This is a genomic window from Phytohabitans flavus, from assembly GCF_011764545.1.
GTDB classification, from domain to species: domain Bacteria; phylum Actinomycetota; class Actinomycetes; order Mycobacteriales; family Micromonosporaceae; genus Phytohabitans; species Phytohabitans flavus.
Map to the genome: position 1 here is coordinate 2,769,706 of NZ_AP022870.1, position 22,429 is coordinate 2,792,134.

Below are 22,429 nucleotides of genomic sequence, written 5' to 3' on the forward strand. Positions count from 1 at the left end.
ACCAGGCGAAACCCCCAGTGGATCTCTAGTTTCGCGACTGGTGCGAACATCGCGCGACGGGTGTAACGCGGACAGCTCGCGGGACGCCCTTGCATCCGCGCCACCAGACTGCCGATAGCGTTTGGATCATGTTGCAGCGCTACGACGAACGGAACGCCGACATCCGGTACTGGGTCGACGGCGTGCTCCGCCACCGTGACGAGCCGGGCATCTCGCCCTTCGATTCCGTGGTACAGGGTGGTGACGCGGTGTGGGAAGGGCTCCGCCTGTACGAGGGGCGGATTTTCGGCCTCGACGCCCACCTGGAACGGCTGCGGCGGTCGGCGACCGCACTCGGCTTCGCCGGCATCCCCTCGCCAGCGGAGGTGACCGCCGCGGTCGCGGAGACGTTGCGGGCCAACGATATGCGCGACAATGTCCACATCAGACTGACACTGACCCGCGGCGTCAAGGTGACCAGTGGCATGGACCCGCGCCTCAACCAGAGCGGCTGCACTCTCATCGTGCTGGCCGAGCACAAGCCTCCGGTGTACGACACCAGCGGCCTCCGCCTGATCACCTCCAGCGTCCGCCGACCGGGACCGGACGTGCTCGACCCGAAGATCCACCACAACAACCTGCTCAACTCCATCCTCGCCAAGATGGAGGCCACCGTCGCCGGCGCGGATGACGCGCTGATGCTGGACGGCCGCGGCTTCGTCGCCGAGACGAACGCCACCCACCTCTTCGCCGTCCACAATGGATCGCTGTCCACTCCGAGCACCGCGGCCTGCCCCGAGGGCATCACCCGCGCGACGGTACTGCGCCTGGCCGAGGCCGCCGCCATCCCGGCCGCCGTCCGCGACATCAGCCTCACCGAGATGTACACGGCGGACGAGGTCTTCTGCACCGGCACCATGGGCGAGATCGCCGGCGTGACGGAGATCGACGGTCGGGTGATCGGCGCTGGCGAGGTAGGGCCCATGACGGGGCGGATCGCGGACCTCTACGTGACCCACGCCCGCGCGAACGGCACCCCCGTGGTCTGAGCTTCAGACACGGTGGGGGTACAGCTCCTCGTAGTACGGCTGGGCCGCCTCCACCAGCGGCACCAGCCGCTCCGGCACCGGCCCGTCGGGCGGTGCGTACGGCCCGAACCTGGTGGACGCCTCAACTCCCGCATACCAGTGCTGAGCCCACACCCCGTCAGTCTCCCGCCGCCCGGGTGCCCAGCTCAGCATCGCCTGGTCGTACCCGATGCCGAGCGCCACGCACAGCCGCTCCAGCACGCCGGCCGGGTCGCGCAGCAGGTCGGCCGCGTCCACCACAGGACCGCCGTGGGCGCGGAAGATCTCCACCTGCTGCGCGTACCCCAGGTCGGCCAAAGTTGGGGCACCCCTCACCTTGGCGTACGAGGCGACGACGTGCACCGGGTCGCGGATCAGGTACGCGTGCGCGAGCCCTACAAGCCAGTCGCGCCCGACGCCCGGCAGCAGGTGGTGCGCCATGTGCTTCTGGTAGAACACGGCGATGTCCGGCGGGAGCGGGCTGGTGAGGTCGGCTGCCACCTCCTCCCAGCGGCACGGTTGGCTGGCCAGCACATCGTCGCGGCCCGGGTGGTCGAGCCCGGTCGCGTCCAGGTAGTACGCGTACAGGGGCTCGTCGACCACGAGCGTGTCCGCCCGCGAGCCGAAGCTGCGCATCAGCGCCGTCGATACGTTCCGCGGCCCCGACCACATCGCCACCCGGGTCACCACAGGGTCAGCCCTCCTCGAACCGGCCGCACCCGGCACTCTCGTCGAACCGCTCGGACAGCGCGTACCGGAGCAGCACCACGTCACCGATCTGGCGCACCTCCACCAGCGCGGCCCGTCGCTCCGGACCCCATGGGAACGCCCCGTCGCCGACGAACCGCGGCGCCCGGGAGTCCCCCACGAAGAACGGCGCGATCACCAGGTGCAGCTCGTCCACCAGTCCCGCGGTGAGGAACTGGGTGTGCACGCGCCCACCGCCCTCGACCATCAGCCGGCGCACACCGCGTTCGTGGAGGTCGGTCAGCATCTGGCAGAAGTCGACCGGCTCACCGGCGTCCACCACGGTCGCCGCATCGCCCAGCCGCTTGCGGGCGCTGTCCACAGCCTCGCTGGCGCAGTACACAAGCTTGTCCACAGCCCCGGTACGGAAGAAGTCGGCGGACGGGTCAAGTTCGCCGCGCCCGGTCACCGTCACCTTGATCGGCGTGGGGTGCAGCCCGCGAGCCACCCGCTCCGAACGACGTTCGGCTGAGCGGACCAACAGCCGTGGGTTGTCCAGCCGGACCGTGCCCGCGCCGACCATAATGGCGTCGCAGCTCGCCCGCACGTCGTCCACCCGGTCGAAGTCGGCGTCGTTGGAGAGCAGCAGTCGCTTCCCACCCGCATTGTCCAGGTAACCGTCGATGGACATGCCGCAGCTGAGCAGGATGTACGGCCGCTCACCCACTTATCGAGCCCTCCTCGCGAATGCGTCCACAGATACACAGGATGGTCTACAGATACACACGTACGGGGAAGACAACCCGATCACGAACTTACCTGGGGCACGCGTCGCGGCGCCGCCAACCGGCGACTGCCAGCCGGAAGAGACAGCCCACCGAACAAACCGCCGTCAGGCCCCAGCACGACGACCGAGCGCGGGACTCATCCCCCGACAAAGGCGCGGGGCGGCCGACCGGCGGCAGAGACGGGTCACTGAACAGGCGGTCATTGGCCGGCGAGGGCGACCCGGGCAGCGAACATACCCGGACACAGTGCGACACCGCCGACCTGCGCAAGAAACCGGTCCCCAACAGGCGTTCATAGACCCCGCCGAGAGCGGCCGGGCAGCGAACATACCCGGACACAGTGCGACACCGCCGACCAGCGAAAGAGACCGGTCACCGAACAGGCGGTCATAGACCCCGCGAGTGTGGCCGAGCAGCGAACATACCCCGGACTCCTCGAACAGGTCAGGCAGGTCGGCGAGCGTGGGCTGGGGCGGTCAGGCGCGTCCTCGGTCAGGTCGTCGTCGCGGGACATAGGTGCGGCGCCGCCGATTGGCGAACGGAAGCAAGGGTCACCAAACGGGCCGACCAGGCCCGGCGCGAAGGCCGAACAGGGAAGATTCCGGGTCGTACGGAGCGGCGCCAGCCAAGCCCGCACGTCGTCTCACGCGGCGCGGCCTGACAACGACGCGGCCAGCGGCACGCCGGGCGGGCGGAGGGAGAACGCGTTGCGGCGGGCGTGGTCGGGGCTTCCAGCACGGTTCCCAGTGCCGCGCAGGGCGCCCCGACCACCAAGGGAAGCTCCGTGAGGCCGCGACCACTTCCGGTGGTGGCTGCGCCAGGGAGGCGGTGCCGCCGAAGGGCGTTACAAGCCCCGGCCCGACACCAGGCGCCCGCTCACCACGAGCAGGTAGCGTTCAAGATCCCCCACGGTCTCCCCACGACCCCGACCGGCTTTCCAGCCGCGCCAACGAATGTACCGGCGTTACCCCCAGGCCGCCCGACGGATATCCGACACGATCTCACGTTGCGAACGACGCCGTCCGCGCTATGGCTGGCCGGCGATCAGCCATTCGGCGGCCGCGATCTCGCGCCGCGTTGCCTTCAGCGCGTCGATCGCGGAGCCGATACGTCGCTCCTCGAAGGCGAAATGGGAGTCCATGATGGCGGCTAGCCCATCCAGCTCGCCCGCGACCGCCGCCGGATCCGCGTTGTGGGCGGTGGCCAGCTCGCCGACCCGTCGCAGGATGCCGGCGATCAGCCAGTGATCCTCGGCCAGCTTGTCGATCATCGGCGCGAGCTCGGGAAACTTCCGCCGCAGCGCGGGAAAGAGCCCGCCGTCCTCGCCGGTATGGTGCCGCTCCAGCGCATCGCAGAAGCTGGTGCAGTGTTCGAGCAGGTCAGAACCGGCCGGCGGCCCGCCCTGGCCGCCGGACCGCAGCTGGTGGCGCAGCACGGCGACGCGTTCGCGGAGAGCCTGATGGGTGAGCGTGAGCTGGATGCTGAGCGCGGTGGCGCGGTCGTGGGTGACCACAGCGGACCTTCCGGTTTGGCGCCTCCATGCCTGACGCTGCCCGTCACCGGCACGCGACGCTGACACCCACCCTAACAACGGCCCACGCGCGTCCCCAAAAAACGCACGCCGGCGCCTAGCCGCGAGTCCTCTAAACCCAGACCGGCCGTGCCGCAGCGAGTGCGGCGCCAGCTTCGCGCGCCGGGATGCCGGCCTCGCGCCAGCCGGAACACCGCATGCCGACGAAGATCGACCGGCGGCCCGGCCAGGACTGGCCGGCCGCTCAGTCCACTGTGTCCACGGCGCACACGGAGAACTTGTTCCCCTCGGCCACGCCACCAGCAAGGTGATCGTCACCCCCAGACCGGGGTCGGCGGTGCCGATCAGGGGGCCTGCGGGGCGGCCCAAGGGCCGGAACGCCGCATCGGCCAACATCAGCCCGGAGGGAAGTCCGCCAGGTAGCGGCTAAGGTGGGCGGCGCCGTCGAGGAGAGCCGCCGACCTGCGAGTGAGCTCGGCCTGGCGGTGCGCGACGGCCTCGCGCAGCGCGTCGCTGCTGCCGGTGCGGCGCAGGCCTTCGAGGATCGGGGCGATCCGCGGCAGGGGATACCAGCTCTGGCGCAGCATCCGGATCATCCGGGCGTCGCGGACGTCGGCCGGACCGTAGCGGCGGTATCCGGTAATCCGCTCCCGTCGCGGCGACAGCAGGCCGGCCGCCTCCCACACCCGCAGTGCCGACGGCCGCACCCCAAGCTCGGCGGCCAGCTCGCCAACGCTGAGCTCGATCCCGCCACCGGGCGCCGCGACGCCGTCGGCGCCCGGACGCCCACCGCCTACAGCCCCAGCACGACCCCCAGGGCCGCTGTCCACAAGACGAGGCCCGTCCACAGACCCACCATCCACAGGGCCGACACCCGCGACAACCGGACCACCGGCAGCGGCGGCCACCGCCGCGCGAAGAGAGGCAGGACCACCGTCCACCGGGACGGCGCCCGCGGCAGAACGACCACCGGGAGCGGCGGCAACGGCCTCCAAGGCGGCCGCCGTCGTGCGGAGGGAGGCGCGCTCCTCGTGCAGGGCGGCGTGGCCGGCATCGACCAGGGCGAGTGCTCCCGCGACGTCGCCAGCCAGGACCGCGTGCATGATGCCGCGGGCGGCCTCGGGGCCGTGGCCGGCGGCCAGGGCGCGGTAGGCGAGCACGGCCTTCAGGTGGCGTTCGTCGAAGGTGCGGTAGCCGCTGTCCGTACGGGGCACCGGCGGCAGCAGGCCGGCCTCCTCGTAGTTGCGGATCTGCTGGGTCGACACGCCCGCCGCGCGCGCCAGGTCGACCGTGCGCACTCCACCGCCCCCTTCCATAACGTGTTGAGGGTTTGAGCACCAGCATACGAGGCAGAGCGCACAGAACCCTCTACGGGAGCTTCAATGAGAGACTTGAAGGTATGGAATGGATCACGGTCACCGGGGCGCGGCTGCACAACCTGAAGAACGTCACCCTCGCCGTACCCAAGCGCCAGCTTGTCGTCCTCACCGGGCTGTCCGGGTCGGGCAAGTCGACGCTCGCGTTCGACACGTTGCACCGCGAGGGGCAGCGGCAGTACCTCGAGTCGCTCGGGATGGTGACCGCTTTCGTGAGCAAGCCGGCCGTCGACTCGATCACCGGGCTCTCCCCCTCCATCAGCATCGACCAGCATCTGACCAACCGCAGCCCGCGCTCCACAGTGGGCACCGCCACCGAGGTCTTCACGTACCTGCGGCTGCTCTGGGCCCGCATCGGCCACCGGCCCTGCCCCTCCTGCGGCGCCGACGTACCACCCGGGTATGACGTGGCCAGCGACGACGACTGGGACGAGGCGGCCACCGACGCCCTCCCGTGCCCGCACTGCGGCGCACCGGTGCCGAACCTGGTGATGGGCGACTTCTCGTTCAACAAGCCGGCCGGCGCCTGCCCCACCTGCACCGGCATCGGCACCGTGCACCGCGCGGACGCCGCCCGCCTCGTGGACGAGGAGCGGAGTGTCGACGGCGGCGCGGTGCTCGGCTGGCCGCCGGCCCTCACCGAACACAACATCGCGGTGCTGCGGGCCGCCGCCCGCCACTACGGCTTCGCGTTCGCGCCGGGCACGCCGGTCAAGCACCTGGCGCCGGCAGCCCGCGCCCTCCTGCTGCACGGCGCCGGCAGCGCCGAGTTCACCCGGCACTTCCCGGACACACCGCCGCCCGCGACCGTCGCGAAGGGACGCTTCGAGGGGGTACTGACGAACGTGCTGCGCCGGTACGCGGACCGGGTCGAGGACACCGCCTACCGGGAGAAGATGGAGCAGTTCCTCACCACCGAGACCTGCCCCGAGTGCGAAGGCACCCGCCTCAAGCCGGAGAGCCGCCGGGTCACGGTCGCTGGACTGTCCATCGTGGACGCGGCCCGCATGCCGCTGGGCGACCTCGCCACCTGGATAACCACCATGCGGGCGGCCGATGAGGAACGACGCTTCGCCGAGCCGGTCATCGACGACCTCCGCGAGCGCGTACGGCGGCTCGTCGACGTCGGCGTGGAGTACCTGACGCTGGAACGCGCCACACCCAGCCTCTCGGCCGGCGAGGCGCAGCGCCTCCGGCTCGCCGCGCTGCTCGGTTCGGGGCTCACCGGCGTGCTGTACGTGCTCGACGAACCCACCATCGGCCTGCACCCCGCCGACACCGAGCGGCTTGTCGAGGTGCTCCGCCGGCTGCGCGACCTCGGCAACACCGTCCTGGTCATCGAACACGACCTCGACGTGCTCCGCGCGGCCGACCACGTCATCGACGTCGGGCCGGGTGCCGGGCGGGACGGCGGGCGGATCGTGGCCGCCGGTACCCCGGAAGAGGTCGCCGCCACCGCGGGCTCGGTGACCGGCGACCACCTCGCGGGCCGGCGGACCGTGCCGGTGCCCGCCACCCGCCGCGCCGCCGGCGACCGCGCCCTTACCGTCCGCGGGGCCAGGGCCCACAACCTCAAAGACATCACGGTACGGCTGCCGCTCGGCCTCCTCGTCGCCGTCACCGGTCCGTCCGGCTCGGGCAAGTCGTCATTGCTTCTCGACATCCTCGACCGGGCCGCCCGCCGCCACTTCCACGGCGCCGGCGACCCACCGGGCCCGCACGACGGGATCGACGGGTGGGAGCACCTCGACAAGGTGGTGACAATCGACCAGCAGGCGATCGGGCGGGTGCCGCGGTCCAACGCGGCGACGTACTCAGACCTGTTCACGCCGATCCGGGAGGCGTACGCGGCAACGGAGGACGCGCGGAAACAGGGACTCTCGGCCGGGCACTTCTCGTTCAATGTCGCGGGTGGACGGTGCGAGCGGTGCACCGGCGCGGGTGTGCTGAGCGTGTCGATGCACTTCCTGCCGGCCGTGGAGGTGCGCTGCCCGTCGTGCCGTGGGCGGCGCTTCAACCGCCAGGTGCTCTCGGTGAAGTACCGGGGACACGATATCGCCGAGGCCCTTGATATGACGGTGGCCGACGCGCTGGACGCCTTCGCGGACGTGCCCGGCGCGGCCAACCGGCTGCGGCTGCTCGCCGACGTCGGGCTCGGCTACCTGCCGCTCGGGCAGCCGGCCACGACCCTGTCGGGCGGCGAAGCGCAGCGCATCAAACTGGCCAAGGAACTCGCCCGCAAGTCCACCGGCCGGACCATCTACCTGCTGGACGAGCCGACGACCGGGCTGCACCCCGCCGACACCGCCCGGCTGCTCGGCGTGCTCCAGCGGCTCGTCGACGCCGGCAACACCGTGCTCGCCATCGAACACGACCTCCACGTCATCCGCGCCGCCGACTGGGTGGTGGATCTGGGTCCAGGCGGTGGGTCCGCGGGCGGCGAGGTGGTCGCGGAAGGCACGCCCGAGCAGGTGGCGGCAAGTGGGTCACGGACCGGAAAGCACCTGCACATGGCAAGCTCAAACTCATGACGGATCGGATCGAGGCACGCTTCGAGGTTCTGGACGAGCGCTTCGCGGGGTACGGCGGGGACGCGTACCTCGTCAAGCTGCACACGGGCGGCCGCTGGCTGGAGGGCCCGGCCTACTTCGCCGCCGGGCGTTACCTCGTCTTCAGCGACATCCCCAACAACCAGATCCTGCGGTGGGACGAGACGACCGGCGCGGTCGGCGTCTTCCGCGCCCCGTCCGGATACGCCAACGGCAACACCGTCGACCGGCAGGGGCGCCTGGTCACCTGCGAGCACGGCAACCGCCGGGTGACCCGCACCGAGCCGGACGGTTCGGTCACCGTGCTCGCCGACCGGTACCAGGGCAAGCGGCTCAACAGCCCGAACGACGTCGTGGAGCGCGCGGACGGCTCGATCTGGTTCACCGACCCCAGCTACGGCATCGACAGCGACTACGAGGGCTACCAGGCGGACAGCGAGATCGGCGCCTGCAACGTCTACCGGATCGACCCGGGCAGCGGCGAGGTACGGCTTGTCGCCGGCGACTTCATCCGGCCGAACGGGCTCGCGTTCACTTTGGACGAGCGCCAGCTGTACATCGTGGACACGCGGGAGAAGCACATCCGGCTGTTCGACGTGGACGACCAGGGGGCGCTGAAGGAGCAGGGCGTCTTCGCCACCTGTACCGCCGGCTCCTTCGACGGCCTGCGCCTGGACCACCGGGGCAACCTGTGGGTCTCCGCGCACGACGGCGTGCACGTCTTCGCGCCGGACGGCACGCTCATCGGCAAGCTGCTCGTACCGGAGGTCGTCGCGAACCTCGCGTTCGGCGGGCCGCGCCGCAACGACCTGTTCATCACGGCCACCAGCACGGTCTACTCGCTGCGCGTCAACGTGACCGCCGGCCGCTACCGGTGAGGGAGACCCGCCGCCCCGGTCACCAGCTGGGGCGGCGGGAGTCAACAAAGGACAGAACCCTACGGCGCCCAGGGCGCCACGATATTCCAGGTCGCGTCCGCCGCCCACGGCGCGGGCGAGTTGTACGCGGCACCGCCTGACCCGTCACCCATCCACACCTCGGCGTTCGCGTGCCGCAGGTACGAACCGCGGTAGTTGTACGACTCCAGTGACACCCCGCCGCCGGTCAGCCCGCCGCGCGCGCACCAGGTGGCGTCGGCCCGCAGGAGTGCGCTGCCGTCGTTCACCGAGTTTTGCACCCGCGAGTTGGCGTGGCGCAGGAACTGCCCGGGGAAGTTGACCGACTCGAACGAGTAGCAGCTCGCGTCGGCCAGGCCGGCCCGGACGGTGTACGTGGCGTCGTTCTTCAGCAGCGCCGGGCTGGCCGCGTTGACCACCTCCGTGTACGCGAGGCTGTTCTGGTGCCGCAGGTACCGGTCGGTGTAGCCGGGCGTGGTGACCTGGAACGAGACCCGGCCGTTCACCGGAAGCTGCACCCGCGCGGTGCTCGGCAGCGAGCGGGACGCGGCGATGAGCGCCTGGTTCGCCGCTCGGACGCGGGCCTGGTCCATCTTGACCACCTGCCGGTCATAGGTGAGGAAGCCGTTCAGCTCCCCCTCCAGGTCGGTGATCTCGGTGTACACGGCGGCGCTCAGGCCCTTGCCGACCATCAGGTTCTGTACACCCTGCACGAGTCCCACGTACCGGTTGGTGAGCGCGGTCGAGTCGGGCTGCCACTCGTACGCGAAGAAGCCACCGCTCGGGCTCCACTCGTGGCCGGGCGTGTGCAGGCCGAGCCCACCGAACTCGCCGAGCACCGCGACCCGCGAGGCGGACGGCAGCGGCGAGGCCGGACCGAGGTACATGTGCCAGTCGTCGATGTCGCCGTTGCCCGGGTTGCCCAGCGACTGGCAGCAGTTGTAGCCACTGTGGACGTTGACGAGTCGGGTCGGGTCCTGGGACTTGACCGCGTTACCCACCCGCTGGGTGTCGGCGAGGGCCCGCTCGCCCCAGCCCTCGTTGTACACGGTGTACGCGACGACCGACGGCGAGCTGCGGTGCTCGTTCACGATCTCCCGCGCCTCCGCCTCGAACTGGGCCTGCTGCGCGTTGTCCGCGTTGACGTCCTGCGCGGTCAGCGACGGGATGTCCTGCCACACCAGCAGCCCGAGCCGGTCGGCGTGGTAGAACCACCGCTGCGGCTCCACCTTGATGTGCTTGCGGACCATGTTGAAGCCCAGGTCCTTGTGCTTCTGGAGGTCGAAGGCGAGCGCCGCGTCGGTGGGCGCGGTGTAGACGCCGTCCGGCCAGTAGCCCTGGTCGAGCGTGCCGGTCTGGAAGACGAACTGTCCATTGAGGAGCGGCCGGAGCACGCCGTTCACCATGCCGACGCTGACCTGCCGCATGCCGAAGTAGTGCGTGGTCTGGTCCACCTGCGCGCCGGACGCGTTCCGCAGCGTGACCCGCAGGTTGTAGAGGAACGGGTCGTCCGGCGTCCAGCGGCGGGCGTTCGGCACCGGCACGGCAAACTCGGCGAAGCCACCGGTCGCGCTGCCCACCACCGTGCCGCCGTTGAGCGCCTCGGCGAGCACGCTGTGCCCGGTCACGTCGCCGCGGGTGAAGACCCGTACCCGGATGGTGTTGTTGGAGAGGTTCGGGTTGAGGTCGACGCTGCTGATCGACGAGACAGGGGTCGGCTCCAGCCACACCGTCTGCCAGATGCCGGAGCTGGGCGTGTAGAAGATGCCGTTCGGCGTCTTGGTCTGCTTGCCGATCGGCGGCAGGCTGCCGTTCTGCCGGGTGTCGCTCGGGTCCCACACCTTCACGACGACCTCGTTGGTACCGCCGTTGAGCTGGGGCGTGATGTCGAACGTGAAGGCGTCGTAGCCGCCGCTGTGCGCGCCGACCTGGCTGCCGTTCAACCACACGGTGGTCTGCCAGTCGACCGCGCCGAAGTGCAGCTGCACCCGCCGCCCGGACCAGCCCGCCGGCACGGTGAACGTGCGGCGGTAGAAGAGGTAGTTGCGGTTGTCGCCGGCCGCGCGCATCACGCCGGAGAGGGCGGACTCGACCGGGAAGGGTACGTTGACGCGCTCGGGGAGGGTGGTGTTGAACTGCGGGGCGTCGTCGGTGGCCGACTGCCGCAGCTGCCACTCCCCGTTGAGGTTGAGCCAGTCGGGGCGGGTCATCTGCGGGCGGGGTACTCCGGCAAGGGCGTGCCGTTAAGCGCTTGAGCGGTCCAGGGGGTCGTGAGGGGCGGGGTCTTGGCGGGTGCGGCCTGCGCCGGTGACGGGTACACGAGCAGGCCGGCGACCAGGATCATGACCGCGAACAGTGGTCTCATAGTGCGTCCTTAAAAAAGACCGAGCCTTAGAGGATCAACCAGGTGTGGTCGGGGGTGCCGTTGTCCTGGTACTGCTCCACGTTGGCCGAGTCCAGCGTGGACATATCGTGGACGGCAAGGACCTTGCCGCTGTGCCGGTTCTGGATCCGGAGGGTGCCCGGGCCGCCGGTGACCACGCGCAGCCGCCACTCGTGGTCCGCGGTGCCGTTGTCGTCGTACTGCACCACCTGAGCCGAGTCCGCCGTGGACATGCCGTCGACGCCGAGCACCTTGCCGGAGTGCTGGTTGCGGATCCGGTACCAGCCGTCCCCGGAGGGCAGGAACGACCAGACGTGGTCCGGGGTGCCGACGTCCGTGTACTGCTGTGCCCGCGCGGAGTTGGCTGTGGACATGCCCTCCACCGCGAGCACCTTCCCCGAGTGCCCGTTCAGGATCTTGACCGGGCCGTCGGGTACGAGCCGCCACTCGTGGTCGGCGGTCCCGTTGTCGTCGTACTGCACCACCTGAGCCGAGTCCGCCGTGGACATGCCCGCGACGCCGAGCACCTTCCCACTGCCCAGGCAACGCAGGCGGAAGTGGCCGTCGCCGCTGTCGACGAGCTGCCACCGCTGGTCCGCCGACCCGACGTCGGCGTACTGCTGGACGCGGGCCGAGTTGGCCGTGGACATGCCCTCCACGGCGAGCACCTTGCCCGAGTTGGCGCACTGGAGCTTCACGTAGCCGCCGCCGGCGTCGACGATCCGCCAGAGGTGGTCGGCGGTGCCGCTGTCGGCGAACTGGACCACGTTCGCCGAGTCCTGTACGGACATGCCGTCGACGCCCAGCACCTTGCCCGAGTGCTTGTTCCAGATCCGGAAGGCGGCACCCTGCCGGCGCCACGCGCGGGTGCCGCCGGTCTGCGGGAAGCTCGTCACACGGAGCCGGGCGGCACCCATCGGGATCAGCGTGACCTGCTCGACCGGTGCGGTCGAGGCGACCGGACCGTCCTGGAGCGGGCCGACCACCCGCTGCTGGTCGGCCTGCCAGGCGGCGATCCGCTGCCCGCTCGTGGACAGGCGCACGGGCGCGTTCGCCACGGTGAACGGGTCGGTGAGGCTGCCACCGGTGGAGACCGCGACCGCGGCGCCCGGGACAAGGCCGTAGTTCCACGGCGAGCCGGCGTGCACGTCGTACTCCGGGAACTGGTCGGTGCCGCCGGTGCGGGTCCAGCTTTCCGTGATCCGGAGCGAGAAGGCCAGCGCGCCATAGTGGACGGAGACCGCGTTGTGCTGGCGTGGCCAGGTACGCACCACCGGTCGCATCGGCAGCCGCAGCGTGACGGTGTCGCCGTCCCGCCAGGTGCGGTGGACGGTCACGAAGCGCGGCCCCGGGCCGGCCGACACTACCGCGCCGTTGATCCGCAGCTCAGGGTCGAGGCACCAGCCCGGGACACGTACGGAGAACGGGAAACCTACCGCGGACGGCGTGCGCAGCCGGAACGTGACGGTGTCGCTGAACGGGTAGCCCGTCTCCTCGGTAACCGTGACGGAGACGCCGGCACCCACGCGCGCCGTAACAGTGGACGGGCCGTACAGGGCCGCGCACAGGCCACCGTCCGGAGTGGCCAGCCACATCTCCTCGGCGTAGTACGGCCAGCCCATGCCGTAGTTGTGCGGGCAGCACCGGTACTGGTCGACACCGGCCTGGTAGGACTGCATCGCGAACGCGTTGCTGTACTGCCCCTGCGGCTTCGCGACGTTGTCCAGGTCCACGCTGTTGGCGCTCGTGACATAGTGGACCGCCCGGCCGGACGGGTCGAGCGCGGCGGGCAGCGAGTTGAACGCGAGCTCTTCAGTGCGGTCGGCCCACACCGGGTCGCCGGTGATCCGGGTGAGGATCTCGTGGCTGAGCATGTACTCGACGATGCCGCAGGTCTCGAATCCCTGCCTCGGGTCGACCAGCGCGGGCCGCATGTTCTCGTCGCCGGCGAAGCCGCCGCCCGGAAACTGGCCGTAGTCCCGCTGAATCCCGTCGTACAGCGTGTAGGTGGCGGCCCGGTCGGCGTCCACTCCGGACAGCACCCAGTACTGGGCCGGCTCGCGGAAGCCCTGGGTGACGTTCACGTTGTGGAGGTTGGGCAGCCCGTCGCGCCAGTTGGCCGAGTTGGCGTGGATCTTCCGCACGAGGTCGAGCAGGAACGCGGCGCCGGTGCGGTTGTAGAGCCAGTAGACGACGTCGATCGTGTCGCCCCACCGCCAGGTGCCCCAGCCGTCCCGGAAGACCGCGGCCGGCTGGGCGTTCATGTACTGGAAGAAGCGGGTCAGGAACGGGTCCACCCGGCCGTCCCCGGTGTACTCGGCGTGCGAGCGGAGCGCGTGCAGCATCGGCATGTGCGGCCACAGGTCGGCGTGCCCGTTCAGCGCGGTCCGCAGCCCGCCGGGGCCGAAGTAGCCGTCCGCCGCCTGGGTGGCGAGCACGCCGTCCATCCAGCGCCGGGCGGTGGCGAGCACGGTGGGATCGCCGGTGACGTACCCGAGGTCGACGAGGCCGCGCAGCCAGTACGGCACCTCCTCCCAGCCGCCCAGCGCCGGGTTGGTCCAGCCGGTGCTCTCGTACCGCAGGAAGTGCGAGGTCTGGTCGAGGCGCCCGTTCAGGCCGGCGACCTGCCGGGCCAACTGAGTGCTCAGCCAGCCCTGCGCCCGCACGGCACCAGGCGGGAGCCTCAAAAAGGCGGCCGGGCGAAGCGGGGAACGGTTCGCGACGACCGCGGGGCCCCCAAACACCACCGCCCCAAGAGCGAGGAGCTGACGTCGATTAATCGACATGTCCAGATCCCTTCGAGGTAGAGCTCCGCCTAGCCAAGACAGAGCTCGGGTCAGGACAGGTGCTGGGCGCGGTGCAGGAGGCGCTGCACCACGACGACGAGCGCGAGGAAGGCGCCGCTGACGACCTGCTGGAACGAGGACGTGAGCGTGCCGACCTGGTTGATGAGGCTCTGGATGACGCCGAGCAGCAGCACGCCGGCCATCGTGCCGGTGAGGCCGCCGGCACCGCCGGTGAGCAGGGTGCCGCCGATGACGACGGCGGCGATGACGTCCAGCTCCAGCCCGGCACCGAGGATGGTGACGCCGGAGGAGAGCCGGGCCGCGTTGAGCGCGCCAGCGAGGCCGGCGAGCAGCCCGGAGATGACGTACACGAGGGTCTTGACCCGGGCGACCGGTACGCCCATGAGCGCGGCCGCCTCCTCGTTGCCGCCGATCGCGTACACACTCTGCCCGAAACCCGTACGCTGCAACAGGATCGCGCCGAGCACGAAGAGGCCGAGCGTGATGTAGACCGGTACGGTCAGGCCGAGAAACGACGCCTGACCGAGCGAGGCGAAGGCGTCGTCCTCGACAAGGTAGGTGTTGGCGCCCTCACCGGAGACGGCGAGCATGAGCCCGCGCATGCCGAGCAGCCCGGCGAGCGTGACGATGAACGGCGCCATCCCGGTGCGCGCCACGAGCAGCCCCTGTACCAGGCCGATCGTGCCGCAGACCGCGAGCGGGAGCAGGAGCGCGACGAGCACGCCGTACCGGGAGCCGTAGGCGGCGAGCACCCCGGCGAGCACGAACGACGACCCGACCGAGAGGTCGATGCCGCCGCTGATGATCACGAACGTCATGCCGATCGCGATGATGGCGATGAACGACGACGAGACCGCGATGTTCGCCGCGTTCTGCGGGGTGGCGAACGAGTCGAACGCGATCGCTCCGATGAGGACGGTCGCGGCGAGCACCATGAGCGCGCCGTGGTGCTGGAGGATCTGGCTGGCCCGCTCCCCCTTCGCGGGCGCGGCGGGAGCCGCCGCCTCGACGGTAGCGGTCACTTCTTCCTCCCGCGGGCGGCGTACACGGCGGCCAGGATGATGACGGCCTGGACCATCTGGGTCCACGACTGGGGCAGGTTGTGCTTGATGAGCGTGGCCTGGAGCAGCTGGATGAGCAGCGCGCCCATGACCGTGCCGAGCACCCGCACCCGCCCGCCGGTGAGCGGGGTACCGCCGACCACCACGGCCGTGATCGCGGACAGCTCCATCAGCAGGCCGAGCGAGGTGGGGTCGCTGGCCTGGAGGCGGGCCGTGGCGAGCACACCGGCGACGGCCGCGAGCAGTCCACTCAGGACGTACACGGTGACCAGGATGCGGCGTACCGGAAGGCCGGAGAGCTTGGCGGCGGCCCGGTTGCCGCCGACGGCGACGAGCTGCCGCCCGAAGATCGTGCGTTTGACGACGAACGCCACGACCGCGGTGAGCACCGCCGCGATGATCACCACGAGCGGCAGCCCGAGGACCGAGCGGCTGCCCAGCGTGATCAGTGTCGGGTTGCGAAACTCGGTGAGCTGCGGGACCAGCACGTTCGCCAGGCCGCGGATGCCGACGAGCAGCGCGAGCGTGGCGACGATCGGCTGCACCCCGGCGTACGCGACGAGCGCTCCCCCGCTCGCGCCGACGATCGCACCGGCCACCAGTGCGGCGACGATCGCGACCGGCGCGCCGTACCCGAGGTAGAGCACCACCATCGCGGACGACAGCGCCATCACCGAGCCGACCGAGAGGTCGATCCCCTCGGTACCGATGACGAGCGCCATGCCGAGCGAGACGATGACGATCGGCGCGACCTGGATGAGCTGGGTGCGGAAGTTCGCCACCTCCAGGAAGTGCGGGGTGAACGCCACATTGAACAGCAGCAGCGCGAGCACCGACGCGTAGACGCCGTACCGCTGGAGCCAGGCGAGCGCGCGGGTGCGGCTGCCGAGCGGCTTGGGCAGCACCGCGGCCGTGTCAGCCATCGACCCCTCCCCCTTCCGCGATCGCGTTCATGATCGCCTCCTCGGTCACCTCGTCACCGGAGAGCTCCCCCACCACGGCACCGTCGCGCAGCACGACGACCCGGTCCGAGCCCTCGACGAGCTCCTCCAGGTCGGAGGAGATGAGCAGTACGCCGAGCCCTTCCGCGGCCAGCTCGTCGATGAGGGCCTGCACCTCGGCCTTGGCGCCGACGTCGATGCCGCGGGTCGGCTCGTCGAGCAGCAGCACCTTGGCGCCGGTGGCGAGCGAGCGGGCCAGCAGTACCTTCTGCTGGTTGCCGCCGGACAGCTCGGAGACCTTCTGGTGCGGGCTGGTCGCTTTGATCCGCAGCCGGCTCATCAGCGTGGCCACCACCCGGTCGAGCTTCGCCTCAGAGACGATCCCGGCCCGGGAGAGGCGCGGCAGCGCGGCGAGCGCGATGTTGTCGCGGACCGACATCGTCGGCACGATCCCTTCGGCCTTGCGGTCCTCGGGCAGCAGGCTGGCGCCGGCCCGGATCGCGGCGGACGGCGAGCCCTTGCGCACGGGATGCCCGGCGACGACCACCGCCCCGCCGTCGAACGGCAGCGCGCCGGCGATCGCCTTCGCCGTCTCGCTGCGCCCGGCGCCGAGCAGCCCGCCGAGCCCGACGACCTCGCCGGGGCGTACCCGGATGGAGACGTCGTGGAGCTGGTGGCGCCGCGACAGCGCGCGGGCCTCGACCACCGGCTGCCCGTTCTTCGCGGTGTGCCGGCCCGCGAACTCGGTCTGGCCGCGCAGCCGCACGTCGGTGGTGTCCCGGCCGAGCATCAGCGCGATCAGCTTGACCCGCTCCAGCTCGCCGAGCGGGCCGGTGTGCGCCACCCGCCCGTCGCGGAGCACGGTCACGCGGTCGCAGATCCGGTACAGCTCTTCGAGGCGGTGGCTGACGTACACGACGGCGATTCCTTGAGCGCGCAGATCGCTGATCACGCCGAAGAGGGTGTCGACCTCGCGCGGTTCCAGGGCCGAGGTGGGTTCGTCCATGATGACCACCCGCGCGTCGATCGAGACGGCGCGGGCGAGCGCGACCATCTGCTGCGCGCCCATGCCGAGCGAGCGCAGCGGCCGCCGCACGTCCAGCCGCAGCCCCATCCCGGCCACGAGGTCGGCGGCGAGCGCGTTGAGACGGCTCGCGTCGATCACGCCGAGCCGGCCGCGCGGCTCCCGCCCGAGCAGCAGGTTGTGCGCCACGCTCATCTGCGGGACGAGGTTGACCTCCTGGTAGATGGTCGAGATCCCGGCGCGCTGGGCCTCCAGCGGCGTGCCGAACGACACCTGCCCGCCGTGCAGGCGCAGCTCCCCCCGGTCCGGCTGATGCACACCGGTGAGCACTTTGATGAGAGTGGACTTGCCGGCGCCGTTCTCGCCGACCAGGGCATGCACCTCGCCCGCCGCGAGGCGGAAGGAGACGCCGTCCAAGGCGAGGACGCCGGGGAACCCCTTCGAGATTCCCCGGGCCTCGAGTACGGGAGCAGGGCCGTCCGTCATCAGTACGCGTGCCCCAGGCTTTCCTTCGCGTTCTCGGTCGTGTACTCGCGGTCGCTGATGATCGTGGTGGCCGGGATGGCATCGCCGGCGACGAACTTCTGCGCGGTCTGGAAGGCGAGCGGCCCAAAGCGCGGGTTGGACTCGATCACGGAGTACAGCCAGCCGTCCACGATGCCCTGCACCGCCGCGCGGGTACCGTCGATCGAGACGATCTTGACCTGCCCGGGAGTCTTGCCGGCGCCCTTGAGGGCGGTCACCGCGCCGAGGGCCATCTCGTCGTTCTCCGCGTAGATGCCGCTGGTACCGGGCCGGGACTGGATCAGCTGCTCGGTGACCTGCTGGCCCTTCTCCCGGGTGAACTCGCCGGTCTGCTCGAACGTGATCTTGATGTTCGGCGCCTTCTCGGCGATGCGGTCCTTGAAGCCGGCCGTGCGGTCGGTGGTGACGTTGTTGCCCGGTGCGCCGAGCAGGATCGCCACCTCGCCGGTGCTGCCGAGCGCCGCGATCATCTGGTCGGCGGCCCGCTTGCCCTGCTCGTAGAAGTCGGAGCCGATGAACGTGAGGTAGTCCGTGCACGGCTGGGCGTTGATCTTCCGGTCGATCGTGATGATCGGGATCTTCTTCGCCGCGGCCTGCTTGAGCACCGGCTCCCAGCCGTCGGAGTTGAGCGGGGCGATGACCAGCAGCTTCGCGCCCTGGGCGATGAGCTGCTGCACGTCCGAGATCTGCTTGGAGAACTGGGACTGCGCGTTCGTCACCCGCAGGTTGGCGACGCCGAGCGCCTTCGCCTCATCCTTGATCGACTGGGTCTCCGCGATCCGGAACGGGTTGGCCTCCTTCTCCGACTGGGAGAAGCCGACCGTCGCGGTCTTCACGTCGAACGCCTGGCCGCCGAAGCTCTGCAACGTGCAGGTCGGGCCGTCCGCGGCGGCACTCTGCGCCACCTGCTGCCCCTCGGTGCCGACCGGAGCGGGGGTATCGGGAGTCTCCTCGCCCTTGGCGCACGCGCCGGTCGCGAGCAGGGCGGCCACCGCCAGCGCCGCCCATCCACGTGTTCTACCCATGATGATCCTTTCGTGGGTGGGACCGACGCGCGCCATCGGTTGGACTCAATGAAGCACCCACGGACGAACAAAGTCAATACCAACCGATCAGGTTCGGTCTCGAACTCGATCTGAAACGGTCACGGCCGTGGTCGCCCACTCTCCCGACGCCGCCTGGGTACGATCAGATCCGAAGTCATCCGATCACAAGGGGTGGAGCGTGGCGGCGGACGACTCCCGGGGACAGGTGGAGACGCGGCGGGCGATGTTCGCGGCCGAGCGGCGCCAGCGCATCCTCGAGGTGATGCGGGCCAACGGTGCCGCCTCCCTGCGCGACCTCGCCGAGGCGGTGCAGTCCTCGGAGGTCACGGTCCGGCGCGACCTGCGGGTCCTCGAGGCGGACGGACTGCTCAACCGGCACCACGGCGGCGCGACGCTGCCCGGCGCGCTGTCCCGCGAGCCGACGTACGCGCAGAAGGCCCACGTCGCCGCCGCCGAGAAGGCGGCGATCGGCGAGCTCGCCGCGTCGCTCGTCGAGGACGGCGACGCGATCGTGATCGGCGCGGGTACGACCACGCAGGTCTTCGCCCAGCACCTGGCCCGGCACGCCGAGCTCGCCGTGGTGACCAACTCGCTGCTCGTCGCGCAGGCCCTGGCCGCCGCGCCGCGGGTCGAGGTGGTACTCACCGGCGGCACGCTGCGCGGTTCGATCCACGCGCTCGTCGGCAGCGCGGCCGAGCGGTCGGTGGCCGGGCTGCGGGTGCGGCGGGCGTTCATCTCCGGCAACGGGCTCACTCCCGAGCGCGGCGTCTCCACCCCGAACATGCAGGTCGCGAGCGTCGACCGGGCGCTCGCGGCGGCCGCCGAGGAGATCGTCGTCCTCGCCGACCACACCAAGATCGGCGTCGACACGATGGTGCAGACGGTACCCACGGACGAGATCGACCACCTGGTCACCGACGACGCCGCACCCCGCGAGGTGCTCGACGAGCTGGCCAGCCGCGCGGTCCGCCTGCACGTCGCTCGGATGTAAAGGGCTCTTTACGATTCCGCGCGCATAGGGAATCATTCCGGTCAGTCTTCTGCGAGGGGGCACCCGTGGCGGACGCGATTCTCGATATGGCGGGTGTGGTCCGGGACTTCCCCGGCACCCGCGCGCTGGACCACGTCTCGTTCGCCCTCGGCCGCGGCGAGGTGCACGCCGTCGTCGGGGAGAACGGCGCCGGCAAGTCCACATTGGTCAAGGTGCTGGCCGGCGTACAGCAGCCGGACGCCGGGATCCTGCGGGTGGCCGGCGAGCGGGTCCGCCTCGCCTCGCCCCGCGACGCCGAGCGGGCCGGGATCAGCGCCGTGCACCAGGACGCCAACCTCGTGCCGCAGATGAGCGTCGCCCGCAACCTCTTCCTCGGCCGCGAGCCGCGCCGCCACGGCCTCATCAACGTGGCCAGGATGAACGCGCTCGCCGCCGGCATCGTGACCGGACTCGGGCTGCGGGTCGACGTCCGCCGGCCGCTCGGGGCGTACGAGACCGGGGTGCGGCAGATGGTCGCGGTGGGGCGCGCGCTCTCCGCCGGTACCCCCGTCGTGGTTTTGGACGAACCGACGGCCGGGCTGGAGCCCGCGGAGGCCGACCGCCTCTTCGCCGCGATCGCCGCCGTGCGGGCCGAAGGCCGCTCGGTGGTCTACGTGACCCACAAACTGTCCGAAGTGGAGGCCGTCTGCGACCGCGTGACGGTGCTGCGGGACGGTCGGATCGTCCACACCGGACCTGTCGCCGGCCTCGACCGGCTGCGCCTCGTCTCGCTGATGCTCGGGCGGCGGGTCACTCCCGGGCCGACCGCGGTGCTCGGTGTCCCGGCGGACGAGCCGGCCGACGAGCCGATCCTCCAGGCGACCGGCCTCACCCGCCGCCACGTGCTGACCGACGTCTCCATCAACCTGCGCCCCGGCGAGGTCGTCGGGCTCAGCGGGCTGCTCGGCGCCGGCCGCACCGAGACCGCGCGGGCGATCGCCGGCGCGCTGCCGCTCGACTCCGGACAGGTCACGGTCTCGGGTGCGAGCCTGCGCAAGCGTTCGATCGCCGGCGCGATCCGGGCCGGTGTGGGTCTGCTGCCGGACAACCGCAAGGCCGAGGGGATCGTCGGCACGCTGTCGGTCCGCGACAACATCGCACTCGCCGCCCTGCCCCGCCTCGCCCGCGCCGGGATCGTCTCGGAGGCCCGGCTGGACAAGGTGGTCGGCGCGCTGATGAGCCGGCTGCGCATCAAGGCGACGAGTCCCTACCAGCCGGCCTCCGAGCTGTCCGGCGGCACCCAGCAGAAGGTGCTGCTGGCCCGGTGGCTGGCCACCCACCCGCGGGTGCTGATGCTGGACGAGCCGACCCGCGGCATCGACGTGGGCAGCAAGGCCGAGGTGCAGTCGCTCATCGACGACCTGGCCGTCGACGGGCTGGCGGTCATGCTCATCTCGTCCGACCTGGACGAGATCGTGGGCACCTGCGACCGCGTGGTGGTGCTCCGCGACGGCGCGATCGTCAGCCAGCTCAGCGGCCCCGACATCACCGAGAAGAACATCATGTCCCTGCTCGCCGGCTGACTCTTTCGATGCCGGCGCGGGTGCCCGGCAGGCATCCGGCCCCGCCGCCGCGGCCTAGACGGCGGCCGCGAGCTGCGGGTAGAGCGCGGACACGTCGGCGGAGAGGCCGCGCTTGACGTTTCGGGTGACCTCGTCGGCGAGCACCTCGTGCGCACCGGCCTCCACGCCGTCCAGCGCCTGCCGCACGACCTCGGCCGGGTCGGACTTGGGCTCGGTGACCGCGGCGGCCATGTCGGTGTCGACGTAGCCGACGTGCAGCCCGGTCACGCCGACGCCCTTCGGCGCCAGGTCGACGCGGAGCGCGTTGGTCATCGACCACAGGGCCGCCTTGGTCGCGCTGTACGAACCGCTGAGCGCGAGCCAGGAAAGCACCGAGTGCACGTTGAGCACGTGACCGCCGCCCGCGACAAGCGCCGGCGCGAACGCGCGGGTGACCAGCAGCGGGCCATAGAAGTTGACCTCGAACTCGCGGCGCACGTCGTCGACCGGCGAGGTGAGGTAGTTGGCCCCGACAAGGCCACCGGCGTTGTTGACCAGGATCGTCACGTCGCCGGCCTGGGCCGCCGCGGCGGCGACGGACTCCGGGTCGGTGACGTCGAGGGCGAGCGGGACGGCGCCGGGCGTGGTGACGGCGCGCGGGTCGCGGGCGGCCGCGTACACCCGGGCGGCGCCGGGAGGGTGTCGCGCCGGTCGGCGTGGAGCGGCTCTGCCAGACGGCCGGCGTGTCGAAGCGCTCGATGTACCAGCTCTTCGCCACGAAGGATGACCTCGTCGCGGAGAGCCTGCGGGTGCACGGCCCGGCGATCGTCACCGGCTACTTCCCCGCCTCGGACGCCGAGCTGAGCCCGCGCGAGCGCATCCGGTACGTGTTCGAACGCCTCGACGAGCAGAGCGGCACGCCCGGGTTCTACGGCTGCCCGTTCGTCAACACGGCCGTGGAGACCCGCGACCCCGACCATCCGGCGGCGGCCGTGGCCCGGGCGTTCAAGGACCAGCTCACCGCCTACTTCGCCACCCACGCCAAGACCGCCGGGGCCGGCGACCCGGAAGGGCTCGCGGTCCAGCTCACGATGGTCTTCGACGGTGCCGCGGTGCGCGCCGTCATGCGCGGCACGACCCTGGACGGCGCCGCGACCCGCACCGCCGACGCCCTGCTCGCCGCCGCCGGAGTCCAGTAGCGAAAGCCGGAGAGTCGCGGAATTGCAGCTCCGTGCAA

The 22,429-nt window shown here is 71.0% G+C and carries 17 protein-coding genes and 1 pseudogene; 6 read left to right on the forward strand and 12 right to left on the reverse strand.

Features of this window, described 5'->3' with window-relative positions; all coding sequences use genetic code 11:
* Positions 1-128: 128 nt before the first annotated feature.
* Entirely contained in the window at positions 129-1,028 is a 900-nt protein-coding gene (locus tag Pflav_RS12085; protein ID WP_173036252.1) for an aminotransferase class IV, read from the forward strand.
* A gap of 3 nt (positions 1,029-1,031) precedes the next feature.
* Here Pflav_RS12085 and Pflav_RS12090 read toward each other — a convergent pair whose 3' ends face one another.
* The 4 genes from Pflav_RS12090 to Pflav_RS12105 form a co-directional block, all read right to left on the reverse strand.
* Positions 1,032-1,718, reverse strand: a complete 687-nt coding sequence (locus Pflav_RS12090; RefSeq protein WP_173042388.1) for a sulfotransferase-like domain-containing protein — start codon at positions 1,716-1,718, stop codon at positions 1,032-1,034.
* 22 nt (positions 1,719-1,740) lie between these two features.
* Complete coding sequence (locus Pflav_RS12095; RefSeq protein ID WP_173036254.1) at positions 1,741-2,460, reverse strand: RibD family protein; 720 nt, start codon at positions 2,458-2,460, stop codon at positions 1,741-1,743.
* A 1,088-nt stretch (positions 2,461-3,548) separates the two neighbouring features.
* Positions 3,549-4,034, reverse strand: a complete 486-nt coding sequence (locus Pflav_RS43515) for a hemerythrin domain-containing protein (protein WP_197938365.1) — start codon at positions 4,032-4,034, stop codon at positions 3,549-3,551.
* Positions 4,035-4,447: 413 nt separating this feature from the next.
* Positions 4,448-5,350 (reverse strand): MerR family transcriptional regulator, encoded by a 903-nt coding sequence (locus Pflav_RS12105; RefSeq protein ID WP_197938367.1) that lies wholly within the window; start codon positions 5,348-5,350, stop codon positions 4,448-4,450.
* A gap of 101 nt (positions 5,351-5,451) precedes the next feature.
* On the opposite strand from Pflav_RS12105, the gene uvrA reads away from it, so the two are divergent.
* Positions 5,452-7,959, forward strand: a complete 2,508-nt coding sequence (gene uvrA, locus Pflav_RS12110) for an excinuclease ABC subunit UvrA (protein ID WP_173036258.1) — start codon at positions 5,452-5,454, stop codon at positions 7,957-7,959.
* The gene (locus Pflav_RS12115; RefSeq protein WP_173036259.1) at positions 7,956-8,855 is read left to right on the forward strand and encodes an SMP-30/gluconolactonase/LRE family protein; all 900 of its coding nucleotides are present in this window, start codon (positions 7,956-7,958) and stop codon (positions 8,853-8,855) included. The genes uvrA and Pflav_RS12115 overlap by 4 nt, the downstream gene beginning before the upstream one ends.
* Positions 8,856-8,914: 59 nt before the next feature.
* Here Pflav_RS12115 and Pflav_RS12120 read toward each other — a convergent pair whose 3' ends face one another.
* The 7 genes from Pflav_RS12120 to Pflav_RS12145 all read right to left on the reverse strand — a co-directional run bounded on the left by Pflav_RS12120 (position 8,915) and on the right by Pflav_RS12145 (position 18,639).
* Positions 8,915-11,083, reverse strand: a complete 2,169-nt coding sequence (locus Pflav_RS12120; RefSeq protein WP_197938369.1) for an AbfB domain-containing protein — start codon at positions 11,081-11,083, stop codon at positions 8,915-8,917.
* Positions 11,080-11,238: a hypothetical protein gene (locus tag Pflav_RS43520; RefSeq protein WP_197938371.1), complete on the reverse strand. Its 159-nt coding sequence runs from the start codon at positions 11,236-11,238 to the stop codon at positions 11,080-11,082. Before Pflav_RS43520 ends, Pflav_RS12120 begins: the two co-directional genes overlap by 4 nt.
* 26 nt (positions 11,239-11,264) lie before the next feature.
* Complete coding sequence (locus Pflav_RS12125; RefSeq protein ID WP_197938373.1) at positions 11,265-13,922, reverse strand: RICIN domain-containing protein; 2,658 nt, start codon at positions 13,920-13,922, stop codon at positions 11,265-11,267.
* A 170-nt stretch (positions 13,923-14,092) separates the two neighbouring features.
* Positions 14,093-15,085, reverse strand: a complete 993-nt coding sequence (locus tag Pflav_RS12130) for an ABC transporter permease (RefSeq protein WP_232071289.1) — start codon at positions 15,083-15,085, stop codon at positions 14,093-14,095.
* Entirely contained in the window at positions 15,082-16,047 is a 966-nt protein-coding gene (locus Pflav_RS12135; RefSeq protein ID WP_173036261.1) for an ABC transporter permease, read from the reverse strand. Before Pflav_RS12135 ends, Pflav_RS12130 begins: the two co-directional genes overlap by 4 nt.
* Positions 16,040-17,575: a sugar ABC transporter ATP-binding protein gene (locus Pflav_RS12140; protein ID WP_173036262.1), complete on the reverse strand. Its 1,536-nt coding sequence runs from the start codon at positions 17,573-17,575 to the stop codon at positions 16,040-16,042. The genes Pflav_RS12135 and Pflav_RS12140 overlap by 8 nt, the downstream gene beginning before the upstream one ends.
* Positions 17,575-18,639, reverse strand: a complete 1,065-nt coding sequence (locus Pflav_RS12145; RefSeq protein WP_173036263.1) for an ABC transporter substrate-binding protein — start codon at positions 18,637-18,639, stop codon at positions 17,575-17,577. Before Pflav_RS12145 ends, Pflav_RS12140 begins: the two co-directional genes overlap by 1 nt.
* A gap of 199 nt (positions 18,640-18,838) precedes the next feature.
* Here Pflav_RS12145 and Pflav_RS12150 point away from each other — a divergent pair, with 199 nt between their 5' ends.
* Both Pflav_RS12150 and Pflav_RS12155 read left to right on the forward strand, forming a co-directional pair.
* The gene (locus tag Pflav_RS12150) at positions 18,839-19,651 is read left to right on the forward strand and encodes a DeoR/GlpR family DNA-binding transcription regulator (protein WP_197938375.1); all 813 of its coding nucleotides are present in this window, start codon (positions 18,839-18,841) and stop codon (positions 19,649-19,651) included.
* A 65-nt stretch (positions 19,652-19,716) separates the two neighbouring features.
* The gene (locus Pflav_RS12155; protein ID WP_232071290.1) at positions 19,717-21,213 is read left to right on the forward strand and encodes a sugar ABC transporter ATP-binding protein; all 1,497 of its coding nucleotides are present in this window, start codon (positions 19,717-19,719) and stop codon (positions 21,211-21,213) included.
* 54 nt (positions 21,214-21,267) lie between these two features.
* On the opposite strand, the gene Pflav_RS12160 is transcribed toward Pflav_RS12155, so the two are convergent.
* The gene (locus tag Pflav_RS12160; RefSeq protein WP_173036264.1) at positions 21,268-21,873 is read right to left on the reverse strand and encodes an SDR family oxidoreductase; all 606 of its coding nucleotides are present in this window, start codon (positions 21,871-21,873) and stop codon (positions 21,268-21,270) included.
* Positions 21,874-21,899: 26 nt separating this feature from the next.
* On the opposite strand from Pflav_RS12160, the pseudogene Pflav_RS12165 reads away from it, so the two are divergent.
* Positions 21,900-22,391: pseudogene (locus Pflav_RS12165) on the forward strand (TetR/AcrR family transcriptional regulator); the annotation flags it as partial.
* Positions 22,392-22,429: the final 38 nt, after the last annotated feature.

What these genes read in the sequence shown, in the direction of transcription:
- Pflav_RS12085 (WP_173036252.1), top strand. Translation starts at nt 129, where the DNA reads ATGTTGCAGCGCTACGACGAACGGAACGCCGACATCCGGTACTGGGTC.
- Pflav_RS12090 (WP_173042388.1), bottom strand. Translation starts at nt 1,718, where the DNA reads ATGTGGTCGGGGCCGCGGAACGTATCGACGGCGCTGATGCGCAGCTTC.
- uvrA (WP_173036258.1), top strand. Translation starts at nt 5,452, where the DNA reads ATGGAATGGATCACGGTCACCGGGGCGCGGCTGCACAACCTGAAGAAC.
- Pflav_RS12115 (WP_173036259.1), top strand. Translation starts at nt 7,956, where the DNA reads ATGACGGATCGGATCGAGGCACGCTTCGAGGTTCTGGACGAGCGCTTC.
- Pflav_RS12120 (WP_197938369.1), bottom strand. Translation starts at nt 11,083, where the DNA reads ATGACCCGCCCCGACTGGCTCAACCTCAACGGGGAGTGGCAGCTGCGG.
- Pflav_RS43520 (WP_197938371.1), bottom strand. Translation starts at nt 11,238, where the DNA reads ATGAGACCACTGTTCGCGGTCATGATCCTGGTCGCCGGCCTGCTCGTG.
- Pflav_RS12135 (WP_173036261.1), bottom strand. Translation starts at nt 16,047, where the DNA reads ATGGCTGACACGGCCGCGGTGCTGCCCAAGCCGCTCGGCAGCCGCACC.
- Pflav_RS12140 (WP_173036262.1), bottom strand. Translation starts at nt 17,575, where the DNA reads ATGACGGACGGCCCTGCTCCCGTACTCGAGGCCCGGGGAATCTCGAAG.
- Pflav_RS12145 (WP_173036263.1), bottom strand. Translation starts at nt 18,639, where the DNA reads ATGGGTAGAACACGTGGATGGGCGGCGCTGGCGGTGGCCGCCCTGCTC.